General features: G+C 34.2%; 17 protein-coding genes. 15 read left to right on the top strand and 2 right to left on the bottom strand.

Annotation, left to right across the window (positions count from 1 at the left end; genetic code table 11):
* Window positions 1-27: 27 nt before the first annotated feature.
* From ABEB18_RS13510 to ABEB18_RS13540, 7 genes are all read left to right on the top strand, one after another.
* Window positions 28-2,169 (top strand): bifunctional aldolase/short-chain dehydrogenase, encoded by a 2,142-nt coding sequence (locus ABEB18_RS13510; RefSeq protein WP_348799838.1) that lies wholly within the window; start codon window positions 28-30, stop codon window positions 2,167-2,169.
* Window positions 2,170-2,293: 124 nt separating this feature from the next.
* The gene (locus ABEB18_RS13515; protein ID WP_348799839.1) at window positions 2,294-3,568 is read left to right on the top strand and encodes a sugar isomerase; all 1,275 of its coding nucleotides are present in this window, start codon (window positions 2,294-2,296) and stop codon (window positions 3,566-3,568) included.
* Between the two features lie 3 nt (window positions 3,569-3,571).
* The gene (locus tag ABEB18_RS13520) at window positions 3,572-4,945 is read left to right on the top strand and encodes an FGGY-family carbohydrate kinase (RefSeq protein WP_348799840.1); all 1,374 of its coding nucleotides are present in this window, start codon (window positions 3,572-3,574) and stop codon (window positions 4,943-4,945) included.
* Between the two features lie 88 nt (window positions 4,946-5,033).
* On the top strand, window positions 5,034-5,774 hold the full coding sequence (locus ABEB18_RS13525) for a (Fe-S)-binding protein (RefSeq protein WP_348799841.1): 741 nt from the start codon (window positions 5,034-5,036) through the stop codon (window positions 5,772-5,774).
* 67 nt (window positions 5,775-5,841) lie between these two features.
* Window positions 5,842-7,152, top strand: a complete 1,311-nt coding sequence (locus ABEB18_RS13530; protein ID WP_348799842.1) for a glycoside hydrolase family 28 protein — start codon at window positions 5,842-5,844, stop codon at window positions 7,150-7,152.
* 8 nt (window positions 7,153-7,160) lie between these two features.
* Window positions 7,161-8,561, top strand: a complete 1,401-nt coding sequence (locus ABEB18_RS13535; protein WP_348799843.1) for a lactate utilization protein B — start codon at window positions 7,161-7,163, stop codon at window positions 8,559-8,561.
* Window positions 8,554-9,144 carry a LutC/YkgG family protein gene (locus tag ABEB18_RS13540; RefSeq protein ID WP_348799844.1) on the top strand — a complete coding sequence of 197 codons (591 nt, stop codon included), beginning with the start codon at window positions 8,554-8,556 and terminating at the stop codon, window positions 9,142-9,144. Before ABEB18_RS13535 ends, ABEB18_RS13540 begins: the two co-directional genes overlap by 8 nt.
* Before the next feature lie 243 nt (window positions 9,145-9,387).
* Here ABEB18_RS13540 and ABEB18_RS13545 read toward each other — a convergent pair whose 3' ends face one another.
* A complete protein-coding gene (locus ABEB18_RS13545) occupies window positions 9,388-11,130 on the bottom strand; it encodes an APC family permease (protein WP_348799845.1) in 1,743 nt (580 codons plus the stop codon).
* Window positions 11,131-11,202: 72 nt separating this feature from the next.
* Window positions 11,203-11,649 (bottom strand): GNAT family N-acetyltransferase, encoded by a 447-nt coding sequence (locus ABEB18_RS13550; protein ID WP_348799846.1) that lies wholly within the window; start codon window positions 11,647-11,649, stop codon window positions 11,203-11,205.
* 224 nt (window positions 11,650-11,873) lie between these two features.
* On the opposite strand from ABEB18_RS13550, the gene ABEB18_RS13555 reads away from it, so the two are divergent.
* From ABEB18_RS13555 to aroA, 8 genes are all read left to right on the top strand, one after another.
* Complete coding sequence (locus ABEB18_RS13555; RefSeq protein WP_348799847.1) at window positions 11,874-12,680, top strand: SDR family oxidoreductase; 807 nt, start codon at window positions 11,874-11,876, stop codon at window positions 12,678-12,680.
* 30 nt (window positions 12,681-12,710) lie between these two features.
* A complete protein-coding gene (uxuA, locus tag ABEB18_RS13560; RefSeq protein ID WP_348799870.1) occupies window positions 12,711-13,865 on the top strand; it encodes a mannonate dehydratase in 1,155 nt (384 codons plus the stop codon).
* A 160-nt stretch (window positions 13,866-14,025) separates the two neighbouring features.
* Window positions 14,026-15,942 carry a DUF3857 domain-containing protein gene (locus ABEB18_RS13565; protein WP_348799848.1) on the top strand — a complete coding sequence of 639 codons (1,917 nt, stop codon included), beginning with the start codon at window positions 14,026-14,028 and terminating at the stop codon, window positions 15,940-15,942.
* A 23-nt stretch (window positions 15,943-15,965) separates the two neighbouring features.
* Window positions 15,966-17,987, top strand: a complete 2,022-nt coding sequence (locus ABEB18_RS13570) for a DUF3858 domain-containing protein (RefSeq protein WP_348799849.1) — start codon at window positions 15,966-15,968, stop codon at window positions 17,985-17,987.
* A 3-nt stretch (window positions 17,988-17,990) separates the two neighbouring features.
* Entirely contained in the window at window positions 17,991-19,931 is a 1,941-nt protein-coding gene (locus ABEB18_RS13575; protein WP_348799850.1) for a DUF3858 domain-containing protein, read from the top strand.
* Between the two features lies 1 nt (window position 19,932).
* Window positions 19,933-21,924, top strand: a complete 1,992-nt coding sequence (locus ABEB18_RS13580) for a DUF3858 domain-containing protein (protein WP_348799851.1) — start codon at window positions 19,933-19,935, stop codon at window positions 21,922-21,924.
* 2 nt (window positions 21,925-21,926) lie between these two features.
* Window positions 21,927-22,253, top strand: a complete 327-nt coding sequence (locus tag ABEB18_RS13585; protein WP_348799852.1) for a nucleotide pyrophosphohydrolase — start codon at window positions 21,927-21,929, stop codon at window positions 22,251-22,253.
* A gap of 84 nt (window positions 22,254-22,337) precedes the next feature.
* Entirely contained in the window at window positions 22,338-23,573 is a 1,236-nt protein-coding gene (gene aroA / locus ABEB18_RS13590; protein WP_348799853.1) for a 3-phosphoshikimate 1-carboxyvinyltransferase, read from the top strand.
* Window positions 23,574-23,692: the final 119 nt, after the last annotated feature.

The following is a 23,692-nucleotide window of genomic DNA, read 5'->3' on the forward strand; positions in this document are numbered from 1 at the left end:
AAAAAAATTAAACATACATAAAATATAATGTCAAATATAAACATAGAAAAAATGACTTTTAAGCACGTAAGTTATCTTTGGGATGAGGCTAAAGCTGCAACATTAGCAGGAGATGAGGTAGCACTTTTTATTTATCGCTCTAATTTGTTGGGAGCCGATTTACGGTTAACTAATTATGGTGGAGGAAATACTTCTGTGAAAATTACAGACAAGGACCCTCTTACGGGTGATGCTTCGGAAGTAATGTGGATAAAAGGTTCGGGCGGTGATATTGGAACTCTAACTAAATCGGGTTGTGCAGCTTTATATTTAGATAGACTGCGTAACCTTGAGAACGTTTACAGAGGAATAGAATTTGAAGATGAAATGGTAGAATTATTCAATCACTGTATTTTCGATTTAGCCTCAAAAGCACCCTCTATAGATACGCCTTTGCACGGTTTCTTACCTTTCAAACATATCGATCATTTACACCCTGATGCTGCAATTGCAATTGCGGCTGCAAAAGATGGGAAGAAAATTACCCAAGAATTATTCAACGGTGAAATTGGTTGGGTAGGATGGCAACGTCCAGGTTTTGATTTGGGACTGCAATTGAGAGCTTGTCTAGAAGAGGCCGCTCAAAACGGAAAACAATTAAAAGGGATAATGTTAGGATCTCACGGATTGTTTACTTGGGGCGATACTGCATACGAAAGTTATATCAATACTCTAGAAGTAATCGAAAAATGTGCAGAGTATTTAGAAAACAATTACGGAAAAACTCGTCCAGTTTTTGGTGGCCAAAAAATGGAAAGTTTAAATCCAGAAGTGCGTCAGTTACAAGCATCAAAAGTAGCTCCAATTTTAAGAGGATTCTGTTCTTCTGAAAGAAAAATGATTGGTCATTATACGGATGATGCTAGAGTTTTAGAGTTTATCAATTCTAATGATTTAGCAAAATTAGCTCCTCTAGGAACCTCATGTCCAGATCATTTCTTGAGAACCAAAATCAGTCCATTGGTTTTAGAATTAGATCCAAACGAAGATTTATCAGACGTAAATGCAATCAAAGCCAAATTAACACCTGCTTTTGAGGCTTACAGAAAGATGTATGCAGCCTATTATGATGCTTGCAAACGCTCTAATTCACCTGCTATGCGTGACCCAAACCCTGTAGTAATTTTATACCCAGGGGTCGGAATGTTTACGTTTGCCAAAGATAAAACGATGGCTCGTTTGGCTTCAGAATATTACATCAACGCTGTAAATGTAATGAAAGGTGCTGAGGCTGTTTCCGAATATACTTCGCTACCACACCAAGAAGCTTTTGATATCGAATATTGGTTACTGGAAGAGGCAAAATTACAACGTATGCCAAAACCAAAAGCGTTGTCTGGAAGAGTGGCATTAATCACGGGTTCTGGTGGCGGAATTGGTAAAGCTATCGCTAAAAAGTTTGCAGAAGAAGGTGCTTGTGTAGTTCTTAATGATATTGATGAAGAGCGTTTAGCGGGTGCCAAAGAAGAATTTATCAAATTATTTGGTAAAGATGCAGTGGCCAGTACGGTATTGAATGTAACAAATGATACAAGCGCAGAGAAAGCTTTCGATGCATCTGCATTGGCTTTTGGTGGTGTTGATATTGTAATTAATAATGCAGGAATCAGTATTTCTAAATCAATTCCAGATCACACTTTAGAAGAATGGGATAGACTATACGATATTTTGGTAAAAGGGCAATTCATTGTTTCAAAAGCGGGAATCGAAGTAATGCGCAAACAAGGTTTTGGTGGAGATATTGTAAATATTGTGTCTAAAAATGCAGTAGTAGCTGGACCAAACAATCCAGGTTATGGCTCTGCCAAAGCGGCTCAAGCTCATTTAACTCGTTTGATGTCGGCCGAATTAGGTACTGATAAAATTAGAGTAAACACTGTAAATCCAGATGCTGTAATCTCAGATTCAAATATTTGGTCTGGTGGATGGGCCGAAGGTCGTGCCAAAGCCTACGGTATTACTGTAGAGGAATTACCAGCTTATTACGCTAAACGTACTTTGTTGAATGAGATAATATTGCCAGATGATATTGCTAATGCTTGTTTTGCATTTGTAGGTGGTTTGTTGAATAAGTCAACAGGAAACGCCTTGAATGTTGACGGAGGTGTAGCAATGGGCTTTTATAGATAATTTAGTTTTTTAGTTCGGTTTATGGGGTATATCCCAAAAGGACTAACGTTTGATTTTTTCTATTCAAACGTTAGTTCTCCTTAAAATATACCTAAATTGTAAACTTTAATAATACCATGAAATCATGATAATAGATTCAAATAAAATAGCTTCACATAACGATGATTTATTAAAAAGTCATTCTAATAAATTAATATTTACGGTTTCGGAAATTGCAAATAGTGAGGCGATCATCCAAAAATTAATCGACTTTCAAATCGCAATTCCGTCTTGGGCATTGGGAACAGGGGGAACACGTTTTGGACGCTTTGCAGGTGGTGGTGAACCTCGTTCGTTAGAAGAAAAAATCGAAGATGTTGGTTTGTTACACAAATTAAACAATGCTTCAGGAGCCATCTCATTGCATATTCCTTGGGATATTCCACAAGATCATAAAGCAATACGAGCATTAGCAGCGCAACATAATTTGTTGTTTGATGCGGTAAACTCTAATACTTTTCAAGATCAGGCCAATTCGGAGCATTCATACAGATATGGGTCTTTGCAGAATGTAAATAAAGCCATTCGCAAACAAGCGGTAGATCACAATATAGAAGTAATCAAACAAGGAATCGAGTTAGGATCTGAATCTTTGACAGTTTGGTTGGCTGATGGATCTAACTTTCCAGGGCAATTAAATTTCAGAAAAGCTTACGAAAACACCTTAGAAAGTTTACAAGAAATATACGCAGCACTTCCAGATAACTGGAAATTATTTTTAGAATACAAATGTGCTGAACCTAATTTTTATTCAACTACCGTTGCAGATTGGGGACAATCGTATTCGTATGTAAAAAAATTAGGAGACAAAGCCAAAACATTGGTCGATTTAGGACATCATTTGCCAAATGCCAATATTGAACAAATCGTTTCTATATTATTGATGGAAGACAAATTAGGAGGTTTCCATTTCAATGATTCTAAATATGGCGATGACGATTTAACTGCAGGAGCTTTAAAACCATATCAATTGTTCTTGATTTTTAATGAATTGGTTGAAGGCATGGACGCTCGTGGAATGAATCATGCCAAGGATTTAGGTTGGATGATCGATGCTTCTCATAACATCAAGGATCCAATGGAAGACTTATTACAATCTGTAGAAGCCATTATGATTGCTTATGCTCAAGCACTTTCTGTTGACAGAAAAGCATTAGAAACAGCTCAAGCCGAAAATGATGTGGTAAAAGCTCAGGAAATTTTACAAAATGCTTTCCGTACAGATGTTCGTGCTCTGGTTGCCGAAGCTCGTTTGCGTAGTGGTGCAGCATTAAACCCAGTGGCTTTGTATCGTAGTTTGAATGTTAGAAAAGAACTTATAGGCGAAAGAGGATTAAAAACAGTGGCTACAGGATTATAAGTTATGACAAGAGTAAACGCAGTATTTGATATCGGTAAGACCAATAAAAAGTTTTTTCTTTTTGATGATGAGTATAACGAAGTCTATCGTGACTATGTCAATTTGCCACTAACGGTAGATGAAGATGGTTTCGAAACCGAAAATCTTGAAACACTCCGCAATTGGATTAAACAAACTTTTGATACTATTTTAGAGGATTCCCGATTCGATATCAAGACTTTAAACTTTTCTTCTTATGGCGCTAGTTTGGTTCACTTGGATTATAAGGGTAAACCACTTACTCCATTGTACAATTATACCAAAGAAATACCAAAAGAAATTTTACAGGATTTCCATTCAAAACACGGTGACGAATTATCTATTGGAGCAACAACAGCTTCGCCACCAACTTCTGTAATGCTAAATTCTGGGATGCAATTGTATTGGCTTAAAAAAACAAAACCCGAAGTGTTTGCTCAAATAAAATATAGCTTGCACTTACCACAATATCTATCGTATCTATTTACAGGAATACCCGTGAGCGAATACACCAGTATAGGGTGTCATACCAATCTATGGGATTATGATCAAGAGGATTACCACAAATGGGTGCATGATGAGGGAATCGATAAAATTTTGCCTCCAATAGTTCCTACATCAGCAAGTATCAATACGACTTACAACGATAAAAAAATAAAAATTGGAGTAGGAATACACGATAGTTCTTCGGCCTTGTTGCCTTACATCTTAAGCAAGAAAAAGCCTTTTTTATTACTTTCTACAGGAACGTGGAGCATTGCATTAAATCCTTTTAATTCCGAGAGTTTAAGCAAAGAAGATATCGAAGATAATTGTCTGAATTATCTAAGAATAGATGGTAAACGCGTAAAAGCTTCTCGTTTTTTTATGGGAAATGAATACCGTTTGCAAGTCGAAAAACTATGTAAGTATTACCGTAAAGAATATGGGTATCACAGAGATGTGATTTTCGATTCAAATATTTACTTGACTTTGATTGAAAAACCAGCCGTTTATTTTAAATTTGAAGGTATTTCGTTGCAACATTTGCCACAAGAAACAGTTTTGGATCAATTTGAAACTTTTGAAGTGGCTTACCATCAATTGATGATAGAGTTAATGGCGTTGCAAATCGATACTATAAATAAAGCTATCGGAAACAGTAAAATTAAGAAGATATTTATAGACGGAGGATTTACAGATAATGATGTGTTTATGAAATTGATGTCACATCACTTTAGTAACTTCAAAGTCCTATCAACACACTCGCCGCTTGGTTCTGCTTTGGGTGCAGCCATGGTGATTTCTGATAAGCAAATTACTTCTCAGTTTCTAAAAGAAAATTACAGAATGAAAAAATTGGTTCCTTTATTATTTTGATACTAAAGGAATCAATTTAAAACCATATCTCTATGAGATGAATCTCAAGAAAATTCTCCAAAGTTTTTCTTGAAAAAAGTATTTCCATATGAAAGTTGGACTTTTTATCCCTTGCTACGTTGACCAGTTTTATCCTAAAGTTGGAATTGCAACTTATGAATTATTACTAAAATTAGGATGCGATGTAGATTTTCCAATGAAGCAAACGTGCTGCGGACAACCAATGGCAAATAGCGGTTACGAACATTTAGCCAAAGGTTGCGATGCCAATTTTATTGCCAATTTTGCCAATTTCGATTACATTGTTTGTCCTTCAGGGAGTTGTGTTTTACATGTAAAAGATCATTTACATAGCGATACAGATGAAAAACTGGCGGCCAAACTTAGAGCCTCAGTTTACGAATTGACCGAATTTATTACCGATGTTTTAAAGATCGAAAATATCGAAGGTTATTTCCCATTTAGAGTAGGAATGCATCAAAGTTGTCACGGACAAAGAGGGTTGAAACTTTCTCAAATGACGGAGTTAAATGCGCCCTATTTTTCTAAACCGGGACAGTTATTATCCAATATAAACGGATTAGAATTGGTCTCCTTATCTCGCAAAGATGAATGCTGTGGTTTTGGGGGAACATTTTGTATTACCGAAGAAGCGATTTCTGTAAAAATGGGACAAGACCGTATCAATGACCATGCACAACATCAAGTAGAATATATTACAGGTGGAGATATGTCTTGTTTGATGCATTTAGAAGGGATTTTAAAAAGGCAAAAAAGCAACATAAAAGCAATTCATATAGCCGAAATTTTAAACACTTTTAAAGGATAAAAATCAAATGAAGAAAATTATTTTAATAGCAATTATTTGTTGTTCACTTATTTTTTTAGCTTTTAATATGAATAAAAAAGAGGTCACTTTGACGGAGGTAAAAGTAAAAGCCCCTTTTGAAATGCCTTCAATTTACATCCCAAATTTTGAAGCGTGCAAAAAATTAAATATTCTCGATTTTGGAGCTGTTCAAGGCGATAAAACAAAAACCTCTACAGCTATTGCCAATGCTATTGATAAAGTAAATCAATTGGGTGGGGGAATTGTGGTTGTACCAAAAGGAGAATGGCTAACCGGAAAAATTCATTTTAAGAGTAATGTGAATTTGCATTTAGAAAAAGGTGCTGTTTTACTATTTTCAGATGATCCTCAAGATTATTTGCCAGCGGTTCGTTCTACTTGGGAAGGTTATGAATGTTATAATTATTCTCCTTTAATTTATGCTTACAATTGTAAAAAAGTCGCCATAACTGGTGAAGGCGAACTAAAAGCCAAAATGGATCTCTGGAAGACTTGGTTTTCTAGACCCAAACCACACATGGAAAGTTTAAAACGATTGTATTATTTGGCTTCTTACAAAAAACCTGTCGAAGAACGACAAATGGTAAATGATACAGCTAATTTGCGTCCGCATTTTATTCAATTCAATCGATGCGAAAATGTACTTCTGGAGGGCATCAAAATTACCAATAGTCCTTTCTGGACGATTCATCCTTTTTTATCTAAAAATGTGGTGATTAGAAACATTCAAGTCTATGCTCACGGACATAATAATGATGGTGTAGATCCCGAAATGTCTCAAAATGTATTGATAGAAAATTGTGTTTTTGATCAAGGTGATGACGCTATTGCAATCAAATCGGGTTGCGGAATCGATGCTTGGAATTTAAACACTCCCTCGAAAAATATTGTGATTCGAAATGTTTCCGTAAAAAACGGACATCAATTACTGGCTTTGGGAAGTGAATTATCAGGTGGAATTGAGAATGTTTTTATGGATAATTGCAATGTGGTTGATGGTGCAAAGTTATTTCACCTGTTATTCATTAAGACTAACGAACGCAGAGGAGGGTATGTGAAAAATATTCATATTCAAAACGTAACTTCGGGAAAAATAGCCGAAGGAGTACTCGGAATTGATACTGATGTTTTGTACCAATGGCGTGATTTGGTTCCAACTATAGATCGCCAACTCACACCAATTAGCAATGTTTACTTGAAAAATTTTAAGGTTAAGGATGTTAAGTTTATTGCAAAAATTACGGGGCAAAAAGAATTGCCTGTAGAGAATATTTTTCTGAAAAATATTAAAGCGCAAAACATTACTGATACAAAATATATAACCGAAAATGTTCTCAATTTTTCGGATAAAGAATAAAAAACAAGATGAATGCAAAGGAAAACATCTCGCATAGTGAAGCCGCTAGTGTCTTTAATAAAAATGTAGAACGTGTCAATTGGCATGATCAAACGCTTTGGTTTGTCCGTGAAAAGCGCGATAAATCGGCTCATCAAATTCCAGAGTGGGAATTGCTAAGAGATACGGCTTCTCGAATAAAGTTTAATGTCCTTTCGAACATTCATGATTATCTTGTTGAGTTTGAAAAAAATGCTCAAAAAAACGGAATCATTGTACATTGGGCAGCCGATGCAAAGGAGCATAATGAAATAGTACATTCGATTTTGGTTAAACATAATGTTCAGCAAATGGTAAAATCAAAATCGATGCTTACCGAAGAATGTCATTTGAACGATTATTTGGCAGAAAAAGGAATCGAAGTTATCGATTCGGATTTGGGGGAATACATTGTACAGCTTCGCAAAGAACCACCAAGCCATATCGTTTTGCCTGCAATTCATCTAAAAAAAGAAGATGTAAGCGAAACTTTTCATGAACATCTCGGAACCGAAAAAGGGAATAATGATCCACAATATTTAACGGAATCTGCCCGTCAGAGTTTAAGAAACACTTTTTTGACCCGAAAAGCAGCTCTGACTGGAGTTAATTTTGCCGTAGCCGAAACTGGTGAGTTTGTAGTGTGTACCAACGAAGGCAATGCAGATATGGGCGCTCATCTGGCCGATGTGCATATTGCTTGTATGGGATTTGAAAAACTTATTCCAGAACGTAAACATTTAGGCGTTTTCTTGCGATTATTGGCAAGAAGCGCAACAGGTCAGCTCATTACTACTTTTTCAAGTCATTTTAAAAAACCAAGAGAAGGAAAAGAAATTCATATTGTAATTGTCGATAACGGAAGAAGTACACAATTAGGGAGAGAAGAATTTAGAAATTCGTTAAAATGTATTCGTTGTGGTGCTTGTATGAATACGTGTCCTGTTTACCGCCGAAGCGGAGGTCACAGTTATCACAATGCAGTTGCTGGTCCCATCGGATCTATTTTGGCTCCTAATTTGGATATGAAAAAAAATGCCGATTTGCCTTTTGCCAGCACACTCTGCGGATCTTGTACCAATGTTTGTCCTGTAAAAATTGATATTCATGAGCAATTGTATAAATGGAGACAGGTTTTGGTCAAAGAAGGATACACTCCAAAGAGCAAAACGATTGCAATGAAAACCATGACCAGTGTATTGGCTAATCCAACAGTTTTTGAAATCGCTGGTAAAGCTGGACGTTTTGTAATGAAAAATTTCCCCGCTGTGGTCAATAATAAAATAAACAAATGGTACGACCAAAGGGAAATGCCAGAAGTCCCAGAAGAATCTTTTAGAGAATGGTACAAAAAAAACGGAAGAGCAACCAAAGGTGGAAATGATGAGTAGTAGAGATTCGATTTTAAATAAAATAAAACAAAACCAACCAACGGAGCGTAACGAGTTGCCTTCTTTAGATCCTTTAAAAGCAACAGATCAGGATATTATTGCACAATATAAAACGGTTTTAAAGGGTATAGGTGGCGATTATATAGAAGTTGACAATTACTCAGAAGTTGTTGATTTTGTTAAGAATCAATTTGATACTAATAAAAGAATATTGTCCACAATCCCCGACTTGAGTGAAATTGCCAATTTAGATTGGACAACCGAAGATCCTCATTCGTTACAAAATGCTGAACTTATTGTGGTTAAAGCTCATTTTGGCGTAGCCGAAAATAGCGCACTTTGGGTTACAGATGACATTATGGGACAACGTGTTTCCACTTTTATCCCACAATATTTGGCCATTGTGGTTCACAAAAATGACATTGTAGCCAAAATGCATCAAGCGTATGACCGAATCGGAAATCAAGATTATGGATTTGGAACTTTCATCGCTGGACCATCCAAAACCGCAGATATAGAGCAATCATTGGTTTTAGGAGCCCATGGAGCTAGAGGATTAACAGTTTTTTTAATGGATAATTAACCTAAGCTCGATTATTATTTATATGCCGAATCTCAATAGAATAGGGTTTTAGTCCTATTTAATAAAAGCAATATAATTAGGCTTTAGTCAAATATTAGTATGATTATTTCGGCTAAAGCCTATGTTATTAGCTCTTTCTAACATCTGGCTAAAGCCAGATGCAATTAATAAACACAACCTTGTAAATCAATCTGTTGGAATTAATTATCGAGTTCAGGTAATTAAGTTATGTATAAAGAGTAATTACATAATCAATCGTACACCTCCTAGGTCTGATACACGATACGAAAATTTATCTCCGGGCGAACCAATAAACATAAAGTTTTTAGGAATTTTCCATTTTTCGGAGAGCTCAGTTATCAAATCAGGTCCAAAAACACCTTCAATTTCAATAAATTCAATATGAATGTCAGGATAGGCTCTGTCCAGTACTTCCAAATCAACTTTTAATTTTTGGTTCGAATAAGATCCTTCTATTACATTAACGATTTTTAGTTTTTTGGTCGTTTCATTGCCTTCTACATATTGCATTACCTTGTTTAAAATAGCAACATTGTCTCCTTTTGTAAAAAATACAAATTCCTGTGAATTGATTTTGTTGTGAAGTCTATTCAAAGAGCGATTACTTGTGATTACAAACCTTCGTAGGGGATTGTAAAAATATTCTAAAATCGTGATCAAAAATTCTATGATGAATACCCTTTCTAACATTATTAAAATAAATAGTAAAGCAGGAATAAAGTATTTTATAAAAGTGTAAAACGAATTGGTATTGATTATATAATTTCCCATAAAAGCAATTACAATCAAACTGATAGCGGTAACTACAGCAATACCTCTTGCTTTTTCAGGTCTAGGTAATTTTTTGCGTTTGAATTTTAATAATAAATTTCCAATTCCAAATAAAGCCATAACAGCAAGAAAAGAAAAAGTATAAACTCCCGCCAGCGATTCTAAATCACCTTTGGTAACCACCAAAACCGAAACACATAAAATCAAAAAACTGATGATGATTCTATAATTGGATCCGTTTTTATTTTCTCTCAAAAAATAATTAGGTAAAATTCTATCCAAGGTCATCCTTTTTAAAAGACCAGTTACCCCTACAAATGAGGTTAAAACGGCTCCACATAAAACCAAAACAGCATCAATAGAAATTAGCCAAGACAGCCAATTTCCACCAGCAGTATGTCCTAAATAGGCTAATAATGATTCCTTATGCTCTCCCAATTGTGTAATAGGAATAATGGCGATAAGTAATATGGCAATGGCTGGATTAAAGAAAGTTACAATAGCCCACATATTGCGAAGCGTTTTGGGGAAAACACCGTTTTGTTGCTCCTCAACAAAATTCGCCGAACTTTCAAATCCTGAAATTCCTAACATTGCTACCGAAAATCCTAAAAATAAAGTATAAAGAAGACTGTGACTGGTGAGCGGAATTTCCCAATTGAGATGAAAGGTGTCTAAACCATTAATCGCAATAAACACAGCAGAAGTAATCACTAATAAAAGTAAGGATACTAAATGAAAAATAAAAATTCCAACAGCAACTATAGCCGATTCTCCAATGCCAATTATTGATAATGCAGTGAAAATTAATAAGACAATAATTGTGGCAATAGGAATCGAAATAGTATCAAAAATATTATGTAAATAATGCATAGCTTCTGAAGCCGAAATTACAGCAGTTGCCATATAGGAAAGCACTGTAAGTATAGCCGCAATAGAGGCCATTCGTTTGCTGGATGTGTTCAATAAAACATTGTAAGCTCCACCATTTAATGGTAGGGCACCAACAACTTCACCGTATATTTTTCGAAATAAAAACAACACCAAACCAACAAACAAAAGTGAAATCCATGCGTATTGACCAGCGTAACCGATGGTCAAAGCCGATACATATAAACAGGATGAACTAATATCATTTCCACAAATTGCTGTTGATTGTAATTCGTTTAATTTTTTATGAATCGTTTTTGTCATGTCTTAGGTTGATTACAAATGATTAATTAGGATATTTAAAGGATTTAAAAACAATGTTTCGATACCTGTAATTTAATTTTTATAGACATTTGGGTTGTAGTTTTCCATATAAATTTCGGGGTTTGGTATTTTTATAAAGCCGTATTTCTCGTAGAGCCAATCAGCAGTCGAGGTTAGCAAAATCCAACGTCTAAGTCCTTGTAAATTGGGATGTGCCATAACACAATTCATTAATGTTTTAGAGAGTCCTTGTCCTCGATACTTGTCTAACACATAGATATCACCCAAATAGGCAATAGTAGAAAAGTCTGAAATGATTCTGGCAAAGCCAATTTGTTGATTTTGATGAAATAGTCCAAAGTTTAAGGAATTATCGATAGCTGTTTTAACTTTTTCAAAGGGAATATTATCACTCCATTCAGAATGTTTTGATAAAAAGTCGTGAATGGCAACAATATCCATTTTTGATTTATCGGTAGTAATGGTGAAGCCGTCAAAATGAGTTTCAATTATTTTCATTTTATAAAACGATCAAAATTTTTTATTTATTCCCTTTTTTGGGAGTATTAATAGAATGACTATCTACTCAAAGATAAAGCTATTTTTTTGATTAGTTGTATTTTTAAGATAGTTACTCTTTTATGTTATTTTTTAAAATGTATAATTTTCTTTCCAAATAAAATAGGTATCTTTCAAGACTGTAATAAAATAGTAAAATAAATTAACCAAAATTGAAAACGGATTTGAAATTAAAAGATAAAGTAATAGTAGTTACGGGGGCTACAGGGATTCTAGGGGAAGCTTTTATAGACGGTTTGGCTAATAATGGCGCAACCGTTTGCGTATTAGGAAGAAACCAAAAAGTTGCCCAAGAACGTGCTCAACGAATTATTGAAAAAGGAGGTAAGGCTATTGCATTAATTGCCGATGTAACTAACGAAGCCGATTTGATCGCAGCTCGTGATTTAGTGCTTTCTACATTTGGAAAAATTGACGGTTTAGTAAATGCGGCTGGAGGGAATATGCCCGATGCTGTGGTGCAACCAGAACAAGATATTTTTAACCTGAATATGGATGCTTTGCAACAGGTGATGAATCTTAATTTGTTTGGTACACTTTTGCCCACACAAGTTTTTGGGAGAGCAATTCAGGAATCTGTTGGGACTGGAAGTATCGTGAATATTTCTTCGGTGGCACCCGTTCAGGCAATTACAAAAGTTTTGGGCTATAGTTTGGCCAAATCGGCTATCGATTTATATACGAAATGGTTTGCAGTAGAACTAGCAAGACGTTATGGGGATACAATTAGAATTAACGGAATCGTACCTGGATTTTTTCTGACAGAACAAAACAGGACTTTATTGACCAATTCAGATGAGAGTTTGACTGAAAGAGGGCATTTGATTATTAAGAATACGCCATTTAAGCGTTTTGGAAACCCAGATGAATTGTCTGGCGCATTGGTTTGGTTATTAAGTGATGATTCTAAATTTGTTACGGGTTCTAATGTAACTGTTGATGGTGGATTTACCATTTTTAGTGGAGTTTAAATTTTTTTAAAAGAAATGAATATGTATAAAATGAAACAAACCTGGAGATGGTTTGGCCCCAATGACCCCGTTAGTTTAGACTATGTAAAACAAGCAGGAGCAACAGGAGTTGTATCGGCATTGCATCATGTTCCGCATGGTGATGTCTGGACACAAGAAGAAGTACAAGAAAGAAAAGAAATAATCGAAGCAGCAGGTTTGGTTTGGGAGGTGGTAGAGAGTATTACGGTACATGAATCTATTAAGACCAGAACAGGAAACTATCAAGAATATATAGACAAATACAAACAAAGTATTCGCAATGTGGCGGCTTGTGGCATACCAGTGATCACCTATAATTTTATGCCGGTTAATGACTGGACAAGAACACAATTGGATTACAAAATGCCAGACGGTTCTGAGGCATTGTATTTTAGCTGGGTTGATTTGGCTGTTTTTGATATTTATATTTTGAAAAGGCCAAATGCCGAAAAAAGTTTTCCTGAAAATTTGGTTGCAAAAGCAAAAGAACGTTTTGAATCATTAAATGAAGAGCAATTGCAAGGCATTGCAGATGTTGTGATGTTTGGTATTCCTGGAGAACAAAAAATGACAATCGAAGGAATGCGTAATGCTTTAAAGGCGTACGATAATATTGATAGAGATGCTTTAAGAAGCAATTTGAGTTATTTCCTAAACGAGATAGGCCCAGTTGCAGACGAATGTGGAGTCCAACTTGCCATTCACCCAGATGATCCACCGTTTGATATTTTGGGATTGCCTAGAATTGTAAACTCAATCGAAGATTTTGAGTACATTCTTTCTAGCGCTCCTTATAAATCTAACGGAATCTGTTTTTGTACAGGTTCATTGGGAGCCAATGTAAAGAATAATTTACCCGAAATGGTAAAAAAACTTGATGATAAAATTCATTTTATTCATTTACGAAATGTTCGAAGCGATCAAGATGGAAACTTTTTCGAAGCGGATCATTTAGACGGAAATACTGATATGTATGCCGTAATGAAAGAATTATTATTGTTGCAAAAGAAATACAAAACATCAATTCCGTTTAGACCAGATCACGGACACCAAATGCTAGATGATTTAGGAAAAGTAAACAATCCTGGATATTCGGCTATTGGAAGACTTAGAGGTTTGGCCGAATTAAGAGGTTTAGAAGAAGGAATTGTTCGTTCGTTATAGTTTGTAAGATCAGATATTTGTAAAAAGCTGTCAGGTATTGGCAGCTTTTTTTGTTTAAAAAAAAAACAGGTTAAGACTATTTCGTTTTAAAAAAGTACAGAATAAAAATTAAGTTTTTTTTAAACAATTTTTTCCTATTTTTAAAACTTAATTTTTTTCGATGGCTTATAAAATTACTCCGATTATTACTTCACTTTTTTTATTTGTTAGTGTGTTACTTTTTTCTCAAAATAGTAATTATAGCGCATTAATCATACCCGATAGTTTAAAGCAAAATGCAGATGCCGTTGTTCGTTTGAACCAAATTGATATTGTAATTTCTTCTCAAAGAAATATGAATATCAAAACCAAACGAGTTGTGTCTGTTTTGAATGAAAATGGTTTGGATGCTATTGAAGCTTATGAAAATTATGACAAATCAAGTTCTGTCAAGAATATTTTGGCGACTGTTTATGATGCTTTTGGCAATGAATTAAAAAAAATAAAAAAAAGTGAATTCAGAGATGTGAGCGCCGTAAGTGGTAGCACACTTTTTTCTGATAGCCGATATATTTATTTAGATTATACTCCCATTCAATATCCATTTACAGTCGTTTTTGAATGCGAAACAGCAACTTCAAATACTGCTTTTATACCGCAATGGATGCCTTTGAACGATTATGCGGTTAGTGTTGAAAAAAGCATACTCAACGTGAGTTATCCTTCAAACCTAGGGTTTAAACACAAGGAGTTTAATTTTTCCAATTTTAATATAGAAAAAACAACCGATAATTCTACCCAGCTTTCATTAGTTGCAACAAAAATAATTGCACAGCGAGAGGAAGCTGTAAGTCCATCATTTAGCACACTTTTTCCGAGAGTTATGATGGGATTAGAACTGTTTCATTTAGAAGGAGTTGACGGAAATGCTAAGAGTTGGGCTGAGTTTGGCAAATGGTATAATGAAAAAATTTTGACAGGAACTACCGATCTTCCTGAAGTTACCAAAACTAAAATTAAGACTTTGATCGGAAATGAAACGGATCCGATTAAAAAAGCCCAAATCATTTACAAGTACGTTCAGGAAAAATCAAGATATGTTAGCATTCAAGTTGGAATTGGAGGCTGGAAACCAATGCTAGCAAGCGATGTGGATCACTTAGGTTATGGCGACTGTAAGGCATTGAGTAATTATACAAAAGCATTGCTCAATGTTGTAGAGGTTCCGTCGTACAATGTGGTTTTATATGGTAGTGCCAGAAAAAGAGATATCGAAACTGATTTTGTTTCGATGCAAGGGAATCACATGATTTTGGCTATCCCCAATAAAGAAAAATATGTCTTTTTAGAGTGTACCAGTCAGGATGATCCCTTTGGTTATCAAGGAACATTTACAGATGACCGAAATGTTTTGGTCATAAAACCCGATGGAGGAGAAATAGTGCGAACAAGTATTTATGAGGACATCGCCAATACCCAAATCAGCAAAGGAAACTATTCTATTGCTGAAAATGGAGATTTTTCTGGGAAAGTTGGAATCACTTCCGAAGGTATTCAGTACAACCAAAAATTCCGTAACGATAAGCTTTCGCCAACTGATATGGAGAAATTTTACAAAGAGTATTGGAGCACAATTAATAATTTGAAGATTAGAAAAATCACTTTCAAGAATGATACCGACAAAGTAAGTTTTACCGAAAATGCCGAAATCACCGCTGCGAATTACGGAAATGTGACCGCAAATAAGATGATATTTGCCTTAAATGCCTTCAATCCTTTAACCGAAAGTGTTAAACGTATTCGAAATCGAAAAAATCCAATGGAAATTCAAAGAGGATCAATAGATATTGATGAGATAGAAATTGCTTTACCCACAAGTTTCTCAATCGAGTTCCTTCCGACCAATGTCGAGATTAAGGGAAAATTTGGAGAATATGAAGCTGAATTCGTAAAAAAAGACAACAATAATATCGTTTACAAACGAAAATTCTTTTTAAAAAAAGGACTATACACTAATAAAGAATACGATGAATTTCGCCTTTTTATGGAGCAAATTTCCCGAAATGATAATGCCAAAATAATTTTAACCAAAAGCTAATAACCAACCAAAATCAGTACAAAATGAAAATTATCAAACTATTTAGTTTTGCCATATTACTATTGTTCATTTCTAAAACAGCTGCCCAAGAATTCAAATTAGGAAAAGTTTCTATAGCTGAATTAGAACAAAAAGTTCATCCTAAAGATACTTCGGCAGTGGCTGCTATTTTATTTAAAAAAGGAGAAACTAAATTTGAGTTTTCGCAAGAGAGTGGTTTTTTTGTGATTACCGAAGTTGCTATGCGAATCAAGATCTATAAAAAAGAGGGATACGAATGGGCAAATCACGCAGTGATATTCGGAACAGGGAATGATAATATTAAGGAAAAAGTAAATTTTTCAGATGCAGTAACCTATAATTTGGTCGGAGGGAAAATTGAAAAAACAAAGTTAAATAGCGAAGGGGAATTTGTTGAAAATGTAAATAAATATTGGAGCAGAAAAAAAATTACTTTGCCAAATGTAAAAGAAGGTTCGGTTCTAGAGTTTAACTATACAATTAAGACCGAAAGTATTGGGCGATTAAAGGAATTTGATTTTCAAACGGATATTCCTGTAAATTATGCAGAATACAAAACCTTTATACCGGAGTATTTTGTCTATAATACAAAAATGAAAGGGTATATTGCTCCTGAAATCGCAGTCGAAAAGAAAACAAATTCTATTAATATTACTAGCAAAGAAAGAACAGGAGGAGGATTTACTGCTGCAAGAACTTCATTTTCTCAGGATAAAATTGAATATGTAGAAACCAAAACAACTTATATAGCAAAGGATATTCCTGCAATAAAAGAAGAAGCTTTTGTAAATAATGTAGGGAATTACACTTTGGCATTAGAGCAAGAATTGTCGATGACAAAATATCCTAATTCACCTATAAAAACGTATTCTACAGATTGGAATTCAGTAGTTAAAACCATATATGATTATGATGATTTTGGCGCAGAACTTAATAAAACAGGATATTTTGAAGAGAATTTAAAATCGGTTATTGCGGGTTTAACCAATCAAGATGATATTATTAATGCAATTTTAGGGCATGTGAAATCCTCCATAGTTTGGAACGGAAATTATGGTTATTCATGTGATAATGGTGTAAAAAAAGCATATAAAGATAAAGTTGGTAATGTTGCTGAAATCAATTTGATGCTTGTAGCTATGTTGCGAAATTCTGGACTTAAAGCAAATCCTGTATTAGTGAGTACAAGAAGTCATGGGATATCGATATTCCCAAATAGAACTGCGTTTAATTATGTAATTGCAGCTGTTGAAACTCCTCAGGGTTTTATTTTACTTGATGCGACAAACAAGTATTCTACCCCAAATGTTTTACCATTTAGAGACTTAAATTGGATTGGGAGATTAATTAGAAAAGATGGATCTTCAGAAGAAGTAGATTTAATGCCAAAAATGATTTCAAATGATAATGTTGCAATGATCTATGCAATTGATGCTACAGGAAAAATTACAGGAAAAATGAGACGTCAAAGAACTAATCACAATGCATTAGGGTTTATATTAGAGTCTGAAAATGTCAAAGAAGAAGAGTATTTAGAGAAACTTGAAAATGAAAATAATAAAATAGAAATTTCTGATTATTCGAGAGCAAATGAAAAAGATGTGAAATTACCTGTTACGGAAACTTGTTCTTTTGTCGGAAACAATCTATGTGAAGTAATAGGGGAAAAAATCTACCTCAATCCGATGCTGTTTTTCACTAGATCGCAAAATCCTTTTAAACAAGAAACTAGAGAATATCCAATTGATTATGGTTTCCCTTTTGAGGACAAATTTACAATCAATATAGATTTACCAGAAGGTTTTGAGGTGGAGTCGTTACCTAAATCAACACAAATGAATATCGAAAATAATATTGGTCAATTTAGGTATATAGCCAATGTAGCAGGAAATAAAATTCAAATAAGTATTTCGCATCAAATAATTACTCCAATTGTTTCCTCGGAATATTATACGGCATTAAAAGATTATTATCAAGGAATGATTACTAAGGAAACAGAGAAAATAATATTAAAGAGGATCTAAAAAATGAGATTACGTATTCTATTTATTGCTTTTGTTTTAGTTGGAGGTTTAATCAAAACGGCCGCTCAAAATTTTGATCTCGGAAAAGTATCAATAGAAGAATTAAACGAAAAGCAACATCCCAAAGACACAAGTGCTGTAGCTGCCGTTTTATTTACAGAATGCGAATCAGGCATTTTGAAAGGTTCAGGCCCTTATTTTTACAGCAATATCAATACCAAAGTACGTATAAAAATATACAAGAAAGAAGGTTTGAAATGGGGTGAAAGCCGTTATTTTTTAAATAAAGGACTAAACGAAAGAATAAACGTCTATAATGCATTTACTTATAATTTGGTTGACGGGAAGATTGAGAAAACTGAACTCGATACAAATGTGGGGTTTCTTGGAGATAAATTTGATAATAACTTTGGACAACAAGTTCTTGTTATGCCTAATGTAAAAGTAGGGTCTGTCATCGAGTTTACTATCGTTCGCACACAGGACGCTATTGTTGTTCCTCCTAGATGGGATTTTCAATCAAGTATTCCTGTAAATTTTTCCAAGTTCGTTACTAGAATTCCGGAGCTGTTTGTTTTCAAAACTTTTCAAAGGGGAATGATTTCTCCTACTATTTCAGTTTCACGCAAAAATACTCCAAGTAATTTTATTGAGATTGTTACGACTTATACAGCCTATAATTTGCCTGCATTAAAAGAAGAGGAATATGTAAATAATATAAAGAATTATATTTCCAGTATTACTCATGAATTTGCAATGATAGATAATAATTCGGGGTTTAGTTATAGTTATGCAAATGATTGGGAGTCGGTTGTGAAAACCATATACGATTCGGATACATTTAGATATGAGCTGGACAAAACCGCCTATTTTAGAAAAGAATTGGATCTTGTTTTAGGGAAAGCAAAAACGCAGGAAGAAAAAATTAAAGTAGTATTTGATTTTGCAAAACAATCGATAAAATGGAATCAGGGAAGAGGAGTTCATTGTGGCGAGGGTGTCCGAAAAGCTTTTATCTCAAAATCAGGAAATATAGCCGAAATTAATTTGATGCTTACAGCAATGTTGAGGTATTCAGGGCTAAAAGCCAGTCCAGTCTTAATTAGTACTCGTGAGAATGGAATTGCTTTTTACCCCAGTACGTCCGCCTTTGATTATGTAATTGCAGCGGTGGAAGATAAGGATGGAATGATATTTTTGGATGCATCAGAAAAATATGCGACTCCAAATGTGTTGCCCATTAGAGATTTGAATTGGGTAGGGCGTTTGATTCGAGATGACCGAAGTTCGGTTCAGGTTAGCTTAATGCCAGAATTCTTATCTTTCAAAGATGTCATTATGGTTGCGGACATAGATTCTAAAGGGAAGGTTTCTGGTAAAGTAAAAAATCAATTTTCGGATCATTTAGCATTAGATTTTAGAACAACCAATCATTTGACTACCAACGAGAATTATTTGGAAAATTTTGAAAACAAACATAAAATTGCGATCAGGGAGTATGTAAGAGACAATATGGAAGATTTATCTAAGCCAGTTGTAGAAACGTTTTTATTTGAAAGCGAAAAATACTCTGAGATTGTGGAGGATAAAATTTATATAACTCCCTTGTTGTTTCTAAGTAAAGAGCGAAATCCTTTTACACAGGAAAAAAGAGATTTCCCAGTAGATTTTGGTTATCCAAAACAAGAGAATTACAGACTGATTTTAAACATTCCTGAAGGTTATACTGTCGAATCTATGCCTCAGCAATTAGATCTTGTTAGCCAAGACGGTTTAGAATCTTTTCATTTTTATTTTCAGCAAAATGGAAATAGCATTCAGCTGTTGGCTACTAATACAATCAAAACTGCAATTGTATCTTCTGAAAAATATCCTCAGCTCAAAGATTATTTTCAGCAAATGATAAATAAACAAACGGAAAAAATAATATTAAAAAAAATCTAAAATGACTTTACATAGAATAATTAGTATTGTAGTATTATTTTTTGGAATTGCAAACTCCACTGCTCAAGAATATAAATTAGGAAAAGTTACCGTAGCCGAATTGCAACAAAAAGTACATCCTAAAGATTCTTCTGCAGTAGCAGCTATATTATTTAAAAAAGGAAGAACTTATTTTAGTTATAAAGATAAAATTGGATTTTCGGCTATTCATGAATGCGAAATAAAAATAAAAATTTATAAAAAGGAAGGTTTAGAATGGGCCAACCAAAGGGTGAAGTTTTATGTTGGTTATGAAAACATAAATAATGATCAGTTAGCATTTTCAGATGCAGTGACCTACAATTTAGAAAAAGGATCAATCGTAAAAACTAAATTGGAAAGTCAGGGAACCTTTAAAAATAAAATTAACAAGTATTGGAAAGAAAAGGCAATCACACTCCCTAATGTAAAAGTTGGTTCGATTATCGAATATAAATATGAGTTAAAGTCCGAGAACATTGTAAAATTTCCTGATTTTGATTTCCAGTATGAAATTCCTGTAGATTACGTATATTATAAAACGGAATTGCCCGAGTATTATGTTTATAAGCCACTTTTAATTGGTTATGTCCCTTTAGAAACCAACGCAAAACTAACTTCAGGAACGCAGGTTTTTGATAATCAGTACGGTCAATCTACAAGTTTTTCATACAAACAAATTGTTTCAACTTATTTGGGTAAAAATATTCCAGCACTAAAAGAAGAACCTTTTGTAAATAATATCGAAAATTATAGAGGGAGTATAAAACAGGAATTAGAGCGTATTCGTTTTCCAGATCAACCAGTCAAAGATTATACAATGACTTGGGAGGGGGTTGCTAGTACCATTTTTAAGGACGAGAAATTTGCAAAAGAATTCAAGGATACTCAGTTTTTATTGAGCGACATTAGTCGATTATTGGCTAATGTTGAATCGCCAACTGAAAGGATGAACAAGATTTTTGCATACGTTCAAAACCGAATGAATTGGAATGAAAGTCTTGATTATTATCCAGATAAAGGAGTTGCAAAAGCTTATGCTGATCAAATTGGAAACGTAGCCGAAATCAATTTTATTTTGATAAATATGCTTCGATTAGCTGGTATAGAAGCCAATCCGGTTTTAGTAAGCACCATAGAAAACGGATATCCAGCTTACCCTACTCGAACAGGTTTTAATTATGTAATTGCCGCTGCTGCGATCGACGGCAAGCAAATATTGCTAGATGCTTCTCAAAAATTCACATCGCCCAATATTTTGCCTATCAATGTTTTGAATTGGAAAGGAAGGCTTATTAAAAGCAATGGAACTTCGCAAGAAATTGATTTAGAACCAGAAAATCCTTCTAGGGAAAACTTTAATTTATTGGTTAAAATTGATGATGGAGGAAAAATAGACGGGCAAGTAAGAATTCAACGTACCGATTATGATGCTTATCGTTTTAGAGTCGAAAATAATACGAAATCTCAGGAGGAATATCTTGAAAAATTGGAAGAACAATTAGGAGATCTTTCTATTACTAAGTATCGAATTCAAAACCAAAAGACAAATATAAATGAGGCTATTATGGAAACATTCGATTTTACCTCAAATGGACAATTGGAAATAATAGGAGGGAAATTTTTTATAAATCCGCTTTTGTTTTTAACCAGAGGAAAGAATCCATTTAATCAAGAAGTACGACAAATGCCAGTATATTTTGGATATAAAAACATAGAACGATTTAATTTGAATATTCAAATTCCAGAAGGATATGCTATTGAATCGGTACCAAAATCAATGAAAATCATTTCAGAAGATAAACAAGTGGTGTATTCATTAAATTGTTTGATCGATGAAGATAAAATTCAAATTATGAGTATTAGTGAAGTAAACAGTAGTACATTTGCACCAGAAGATTACGGTATGCTAAAAGATTTTTTTCAGAAAATTATCGTAAGTCAAAATGAAAAAATTGTACTAAAAAAAATATAATCATGGATTTGAAAAATGCTCAGTTAGATGTCGATAATTGGATAAAAGAACACGGAGTTCGCTATTTTAATGAATTGACCAATATGGCACAACTTACTGAAGAAGTAGGAGAGGTGGCTAGAATTATCGCCCGTCGTTACGGTGAACAATCCGAGAAAGAGAGTGACAAAAATAAAGATTTGGGGGAAGAATTAGCCGATGTTGTTTTTGTTGTTTTATGTTTAGCCAATCAAACCGGAATCGATTTGCAAGCTGCTTTTGATAAAAAAATGAATTTGAAATCGGTACGCGATAAAGACCGTCACAAAAACAACGATAAATTAAAATAATGTGATATGTCAAAGTAAAGCTTTGGTACCTCCTTTTTTTAAAATAAATTTGCCGAAAAGACCTAAACAACGCATTCTAAAATAATGAATTTACTAGTACAAACTTCTCATCACGATTTACAAGAACAAATTGCAATAACGGGTTCTAAAAGCGAAACCAATCGACTTTTATTACTACAGGCACTTTTTCCTAATATTACTTTGGCCAATACCTCCAACTCTGATGATAGCGAGGTGATGCAAAAAGCATTGAAAGGAAATGATGAAATAGTTGATATTCATCATGCTGGAACGGCAATGCGTTTTTTGACTGCTTATTTTGCAGTAAATGAAGGTAGAGAAGTAGTCTTGACGGGTTCACAAAGAATGACGGAACGTCCTATAAAAGTTTTGGTTGAGGCTTTGGTACAATTAGGAGCCAAAATTACCTATGAAAAAGAGGAAGGATACCCTCCAATTCGAATAAAAGGACAAAAAATAACCGCCAACAAAGTGAGTATTCCAGCCAATGTAAGTAGCCAGTATATTTCGGCTTTGCTTTTGGTTGCACCAAAATTGGAAAACGGAATAGAACTGACTCTTGAGGGCGAAATTACTTCTGTTCCTTATATTAAAATGACTTTGGCTTTGCTAAATGATTTGGATATAGAAACAAGTTTTGTTGGAAACGTAATAACGGTAAAACCTAAAAAAGAAGTAGCCTCCAAAGTAATGACTGTTGAATCAGATTGGAGTTCGGCTTCTTATTATTTTAGTTTAGTAGCTTTAGCCAAAACGGCTTCTGTTTCTTTAACCAGTTACAAGGAAACAAGTTTGCAAGGGGATTCGGCCTTAGTTGAAATTTACAAGCAAATGGGAGTTACTTCAAAATTTGAAGGCGATAAAATTACATTAACAAAACAAGAAGGTTTCGATTATAAAGACATTACTTTCGATTTAAATAATACTCCAGATATTGCTCAAACCATAGTTGTTACTTGTTTAGGTCTTGGAATTGGTTGCCATCTGACAGGTTTACACACTTTAAAAATCAAAGAAACCGATAGACTAGAAGCACTTAGAATCGAATTGACAAAATTAGGAGCTAATATATCTGTAACGAATGATAGTTTGACATTAGTGGCTACTAATACGATCAAAGAAGAAGTAAGAATTGCAACTTATAATGACCATAGAATGGCAATGGCTTTTGCACCATTAGGATTAAAAGTGCCAATCATTATTGATAATGCCGATGTAGTTTCAAAATCATATCCTGATTTTTGGGATGATCTAAAAAAATTAGGGTTTCTAGTTGTTCAAAAATGGTCATTTACCTAAAATTTTAATCGATAGTTTAACGGTTTTTTGTTCGGATAGGGTTAAGTCGATAAAAATAAACCTCTAAACACTTGACAACGCCTATTTCACAATCGTATATTTGCAACCCATTTAGTTAT

The sequence above is a fragment of the Flavobacterium adhaerens genome (assembly GCF_040045115.1).
Lineage (GTDB): Bacteria > Bacteroidota > Bacteroidia > Flavobacteriales > Flavobacteriaceae > Flavobacterium > Flavobacterium adhaerens.

Excerpts from the sequence above, each read along its gene's own strand:
- ABEB18_RS13520 (WP_348799840.1), top strand. The coding sequence starts at position 3,572 with ATGACAAGAGTAAACGCAGTATTTGATATCGGTAAGACCAATAAAAAG.
- ABEB18_RS13535 (WP_348799843.1), top strand. The coding sequence starts at position 7,161 with ATGAATGCAAAGGAAAACATCTCGCATAGTGAAGCCGCTAGTGTCTTT.
- ABEB18_RS13525 (WP_348799841.1), top strand. The coding sequence starts at position 5,034 with ATGAAAGTTGGACTTTTTATCCCTTGCTACGTTGACCAGTTTTATCCT.
- ABEB18_RS13510 (WP_348799838.1), top strand. The coding sequence starts at position 28 with ATGTCAAATATAAACATAGAAAAAATGACTTTTAAGCACGTAAGTTAT.
- aroA (WP_348799853.1), top strand. The coding sequence starts at position 22,338 with ATGAATTTACTAGTACAAACTTCTCATCACGATTTACAAGAACAAATT.
- ABEB18_RS13550 (WP_348799846.1), bottom strand. The coding sequence starts at position 11,649 with ATGAAAATAATTGAAACTCATTTTGACGGCTTCACCATTACTACCGAT.
- ABEB18_RS13565 (WP_348799848.1), top strand. The coding sequence starts at position 14,026 with ATGGCTTATAAAATTACTCCGATTATTACTTCACTTTTTTTATTTGTT.
- ABEB18_RS13570 (WP_348799849.1), top strand. The coding sequence starts at position 15,966 with ATGAAAATTATCAAACTATTTAGTTTTGCCATATTACTATTGTTCATT.
- ABEB18_RS13515 (WP_348799839.1), top strand. The coding sequence starts at position 2,294 with ATGATAATAGATTCAAATAAAATAGCTTCACATAACGATGATTTATTA.
- ABEB18_RS13540 (WP_348799844.1), top strand. The coding sequence starts at position 8,554 with ATGAGTAGTAGAGATTCGATTTTAAATAAAATAAAACAAAACCAACCA.
- ABEB18_RS13580 (WP_348799851.1), top strand. The coding sequence starts at position 19,933 with ATGACTTTACATAGAATAATTAGTATTGTAGTATTATTTTTTGGAATT.
- ABEB18_RS13530 (WP_348799842.1), top strand. The coding sequence starts at position 5,842 with ATGAATAAAAAAGAGGTCACTTTGACGGAGGTAAAAGTAAAAGCCCCT.
- ABEB18_RS13545 (WP_348799845.1), bottom strand. The coding sequence starts at position 11,130 with ATGACAAAAACGATTCATAAAAAATTAAACGAATTACAATCAACAGCA.
- ABEB18_RS13585 (WP_348799852.1), top strand. The coding sequence starts at position 21,927 with ATGGATTTGAAAAATGCTCAGTTAGATGTCGATAATTGGATAAAAGAA.
- ABEB18_RS13575 (WP_348799850.1), top strand. The coding sequence starts at position 17,991 with ATGAGATTACGTATTCTATTTATTGCTTTTGTTTTAGTTGGAGGTTTA.
- uxuA (WP_348799870.1), top strand. The coding sequence starts at position 12,711 with ATGAAACAAACCTGGAGATGGTTTGGCCCCAATGACCCCGTTAGTTTA.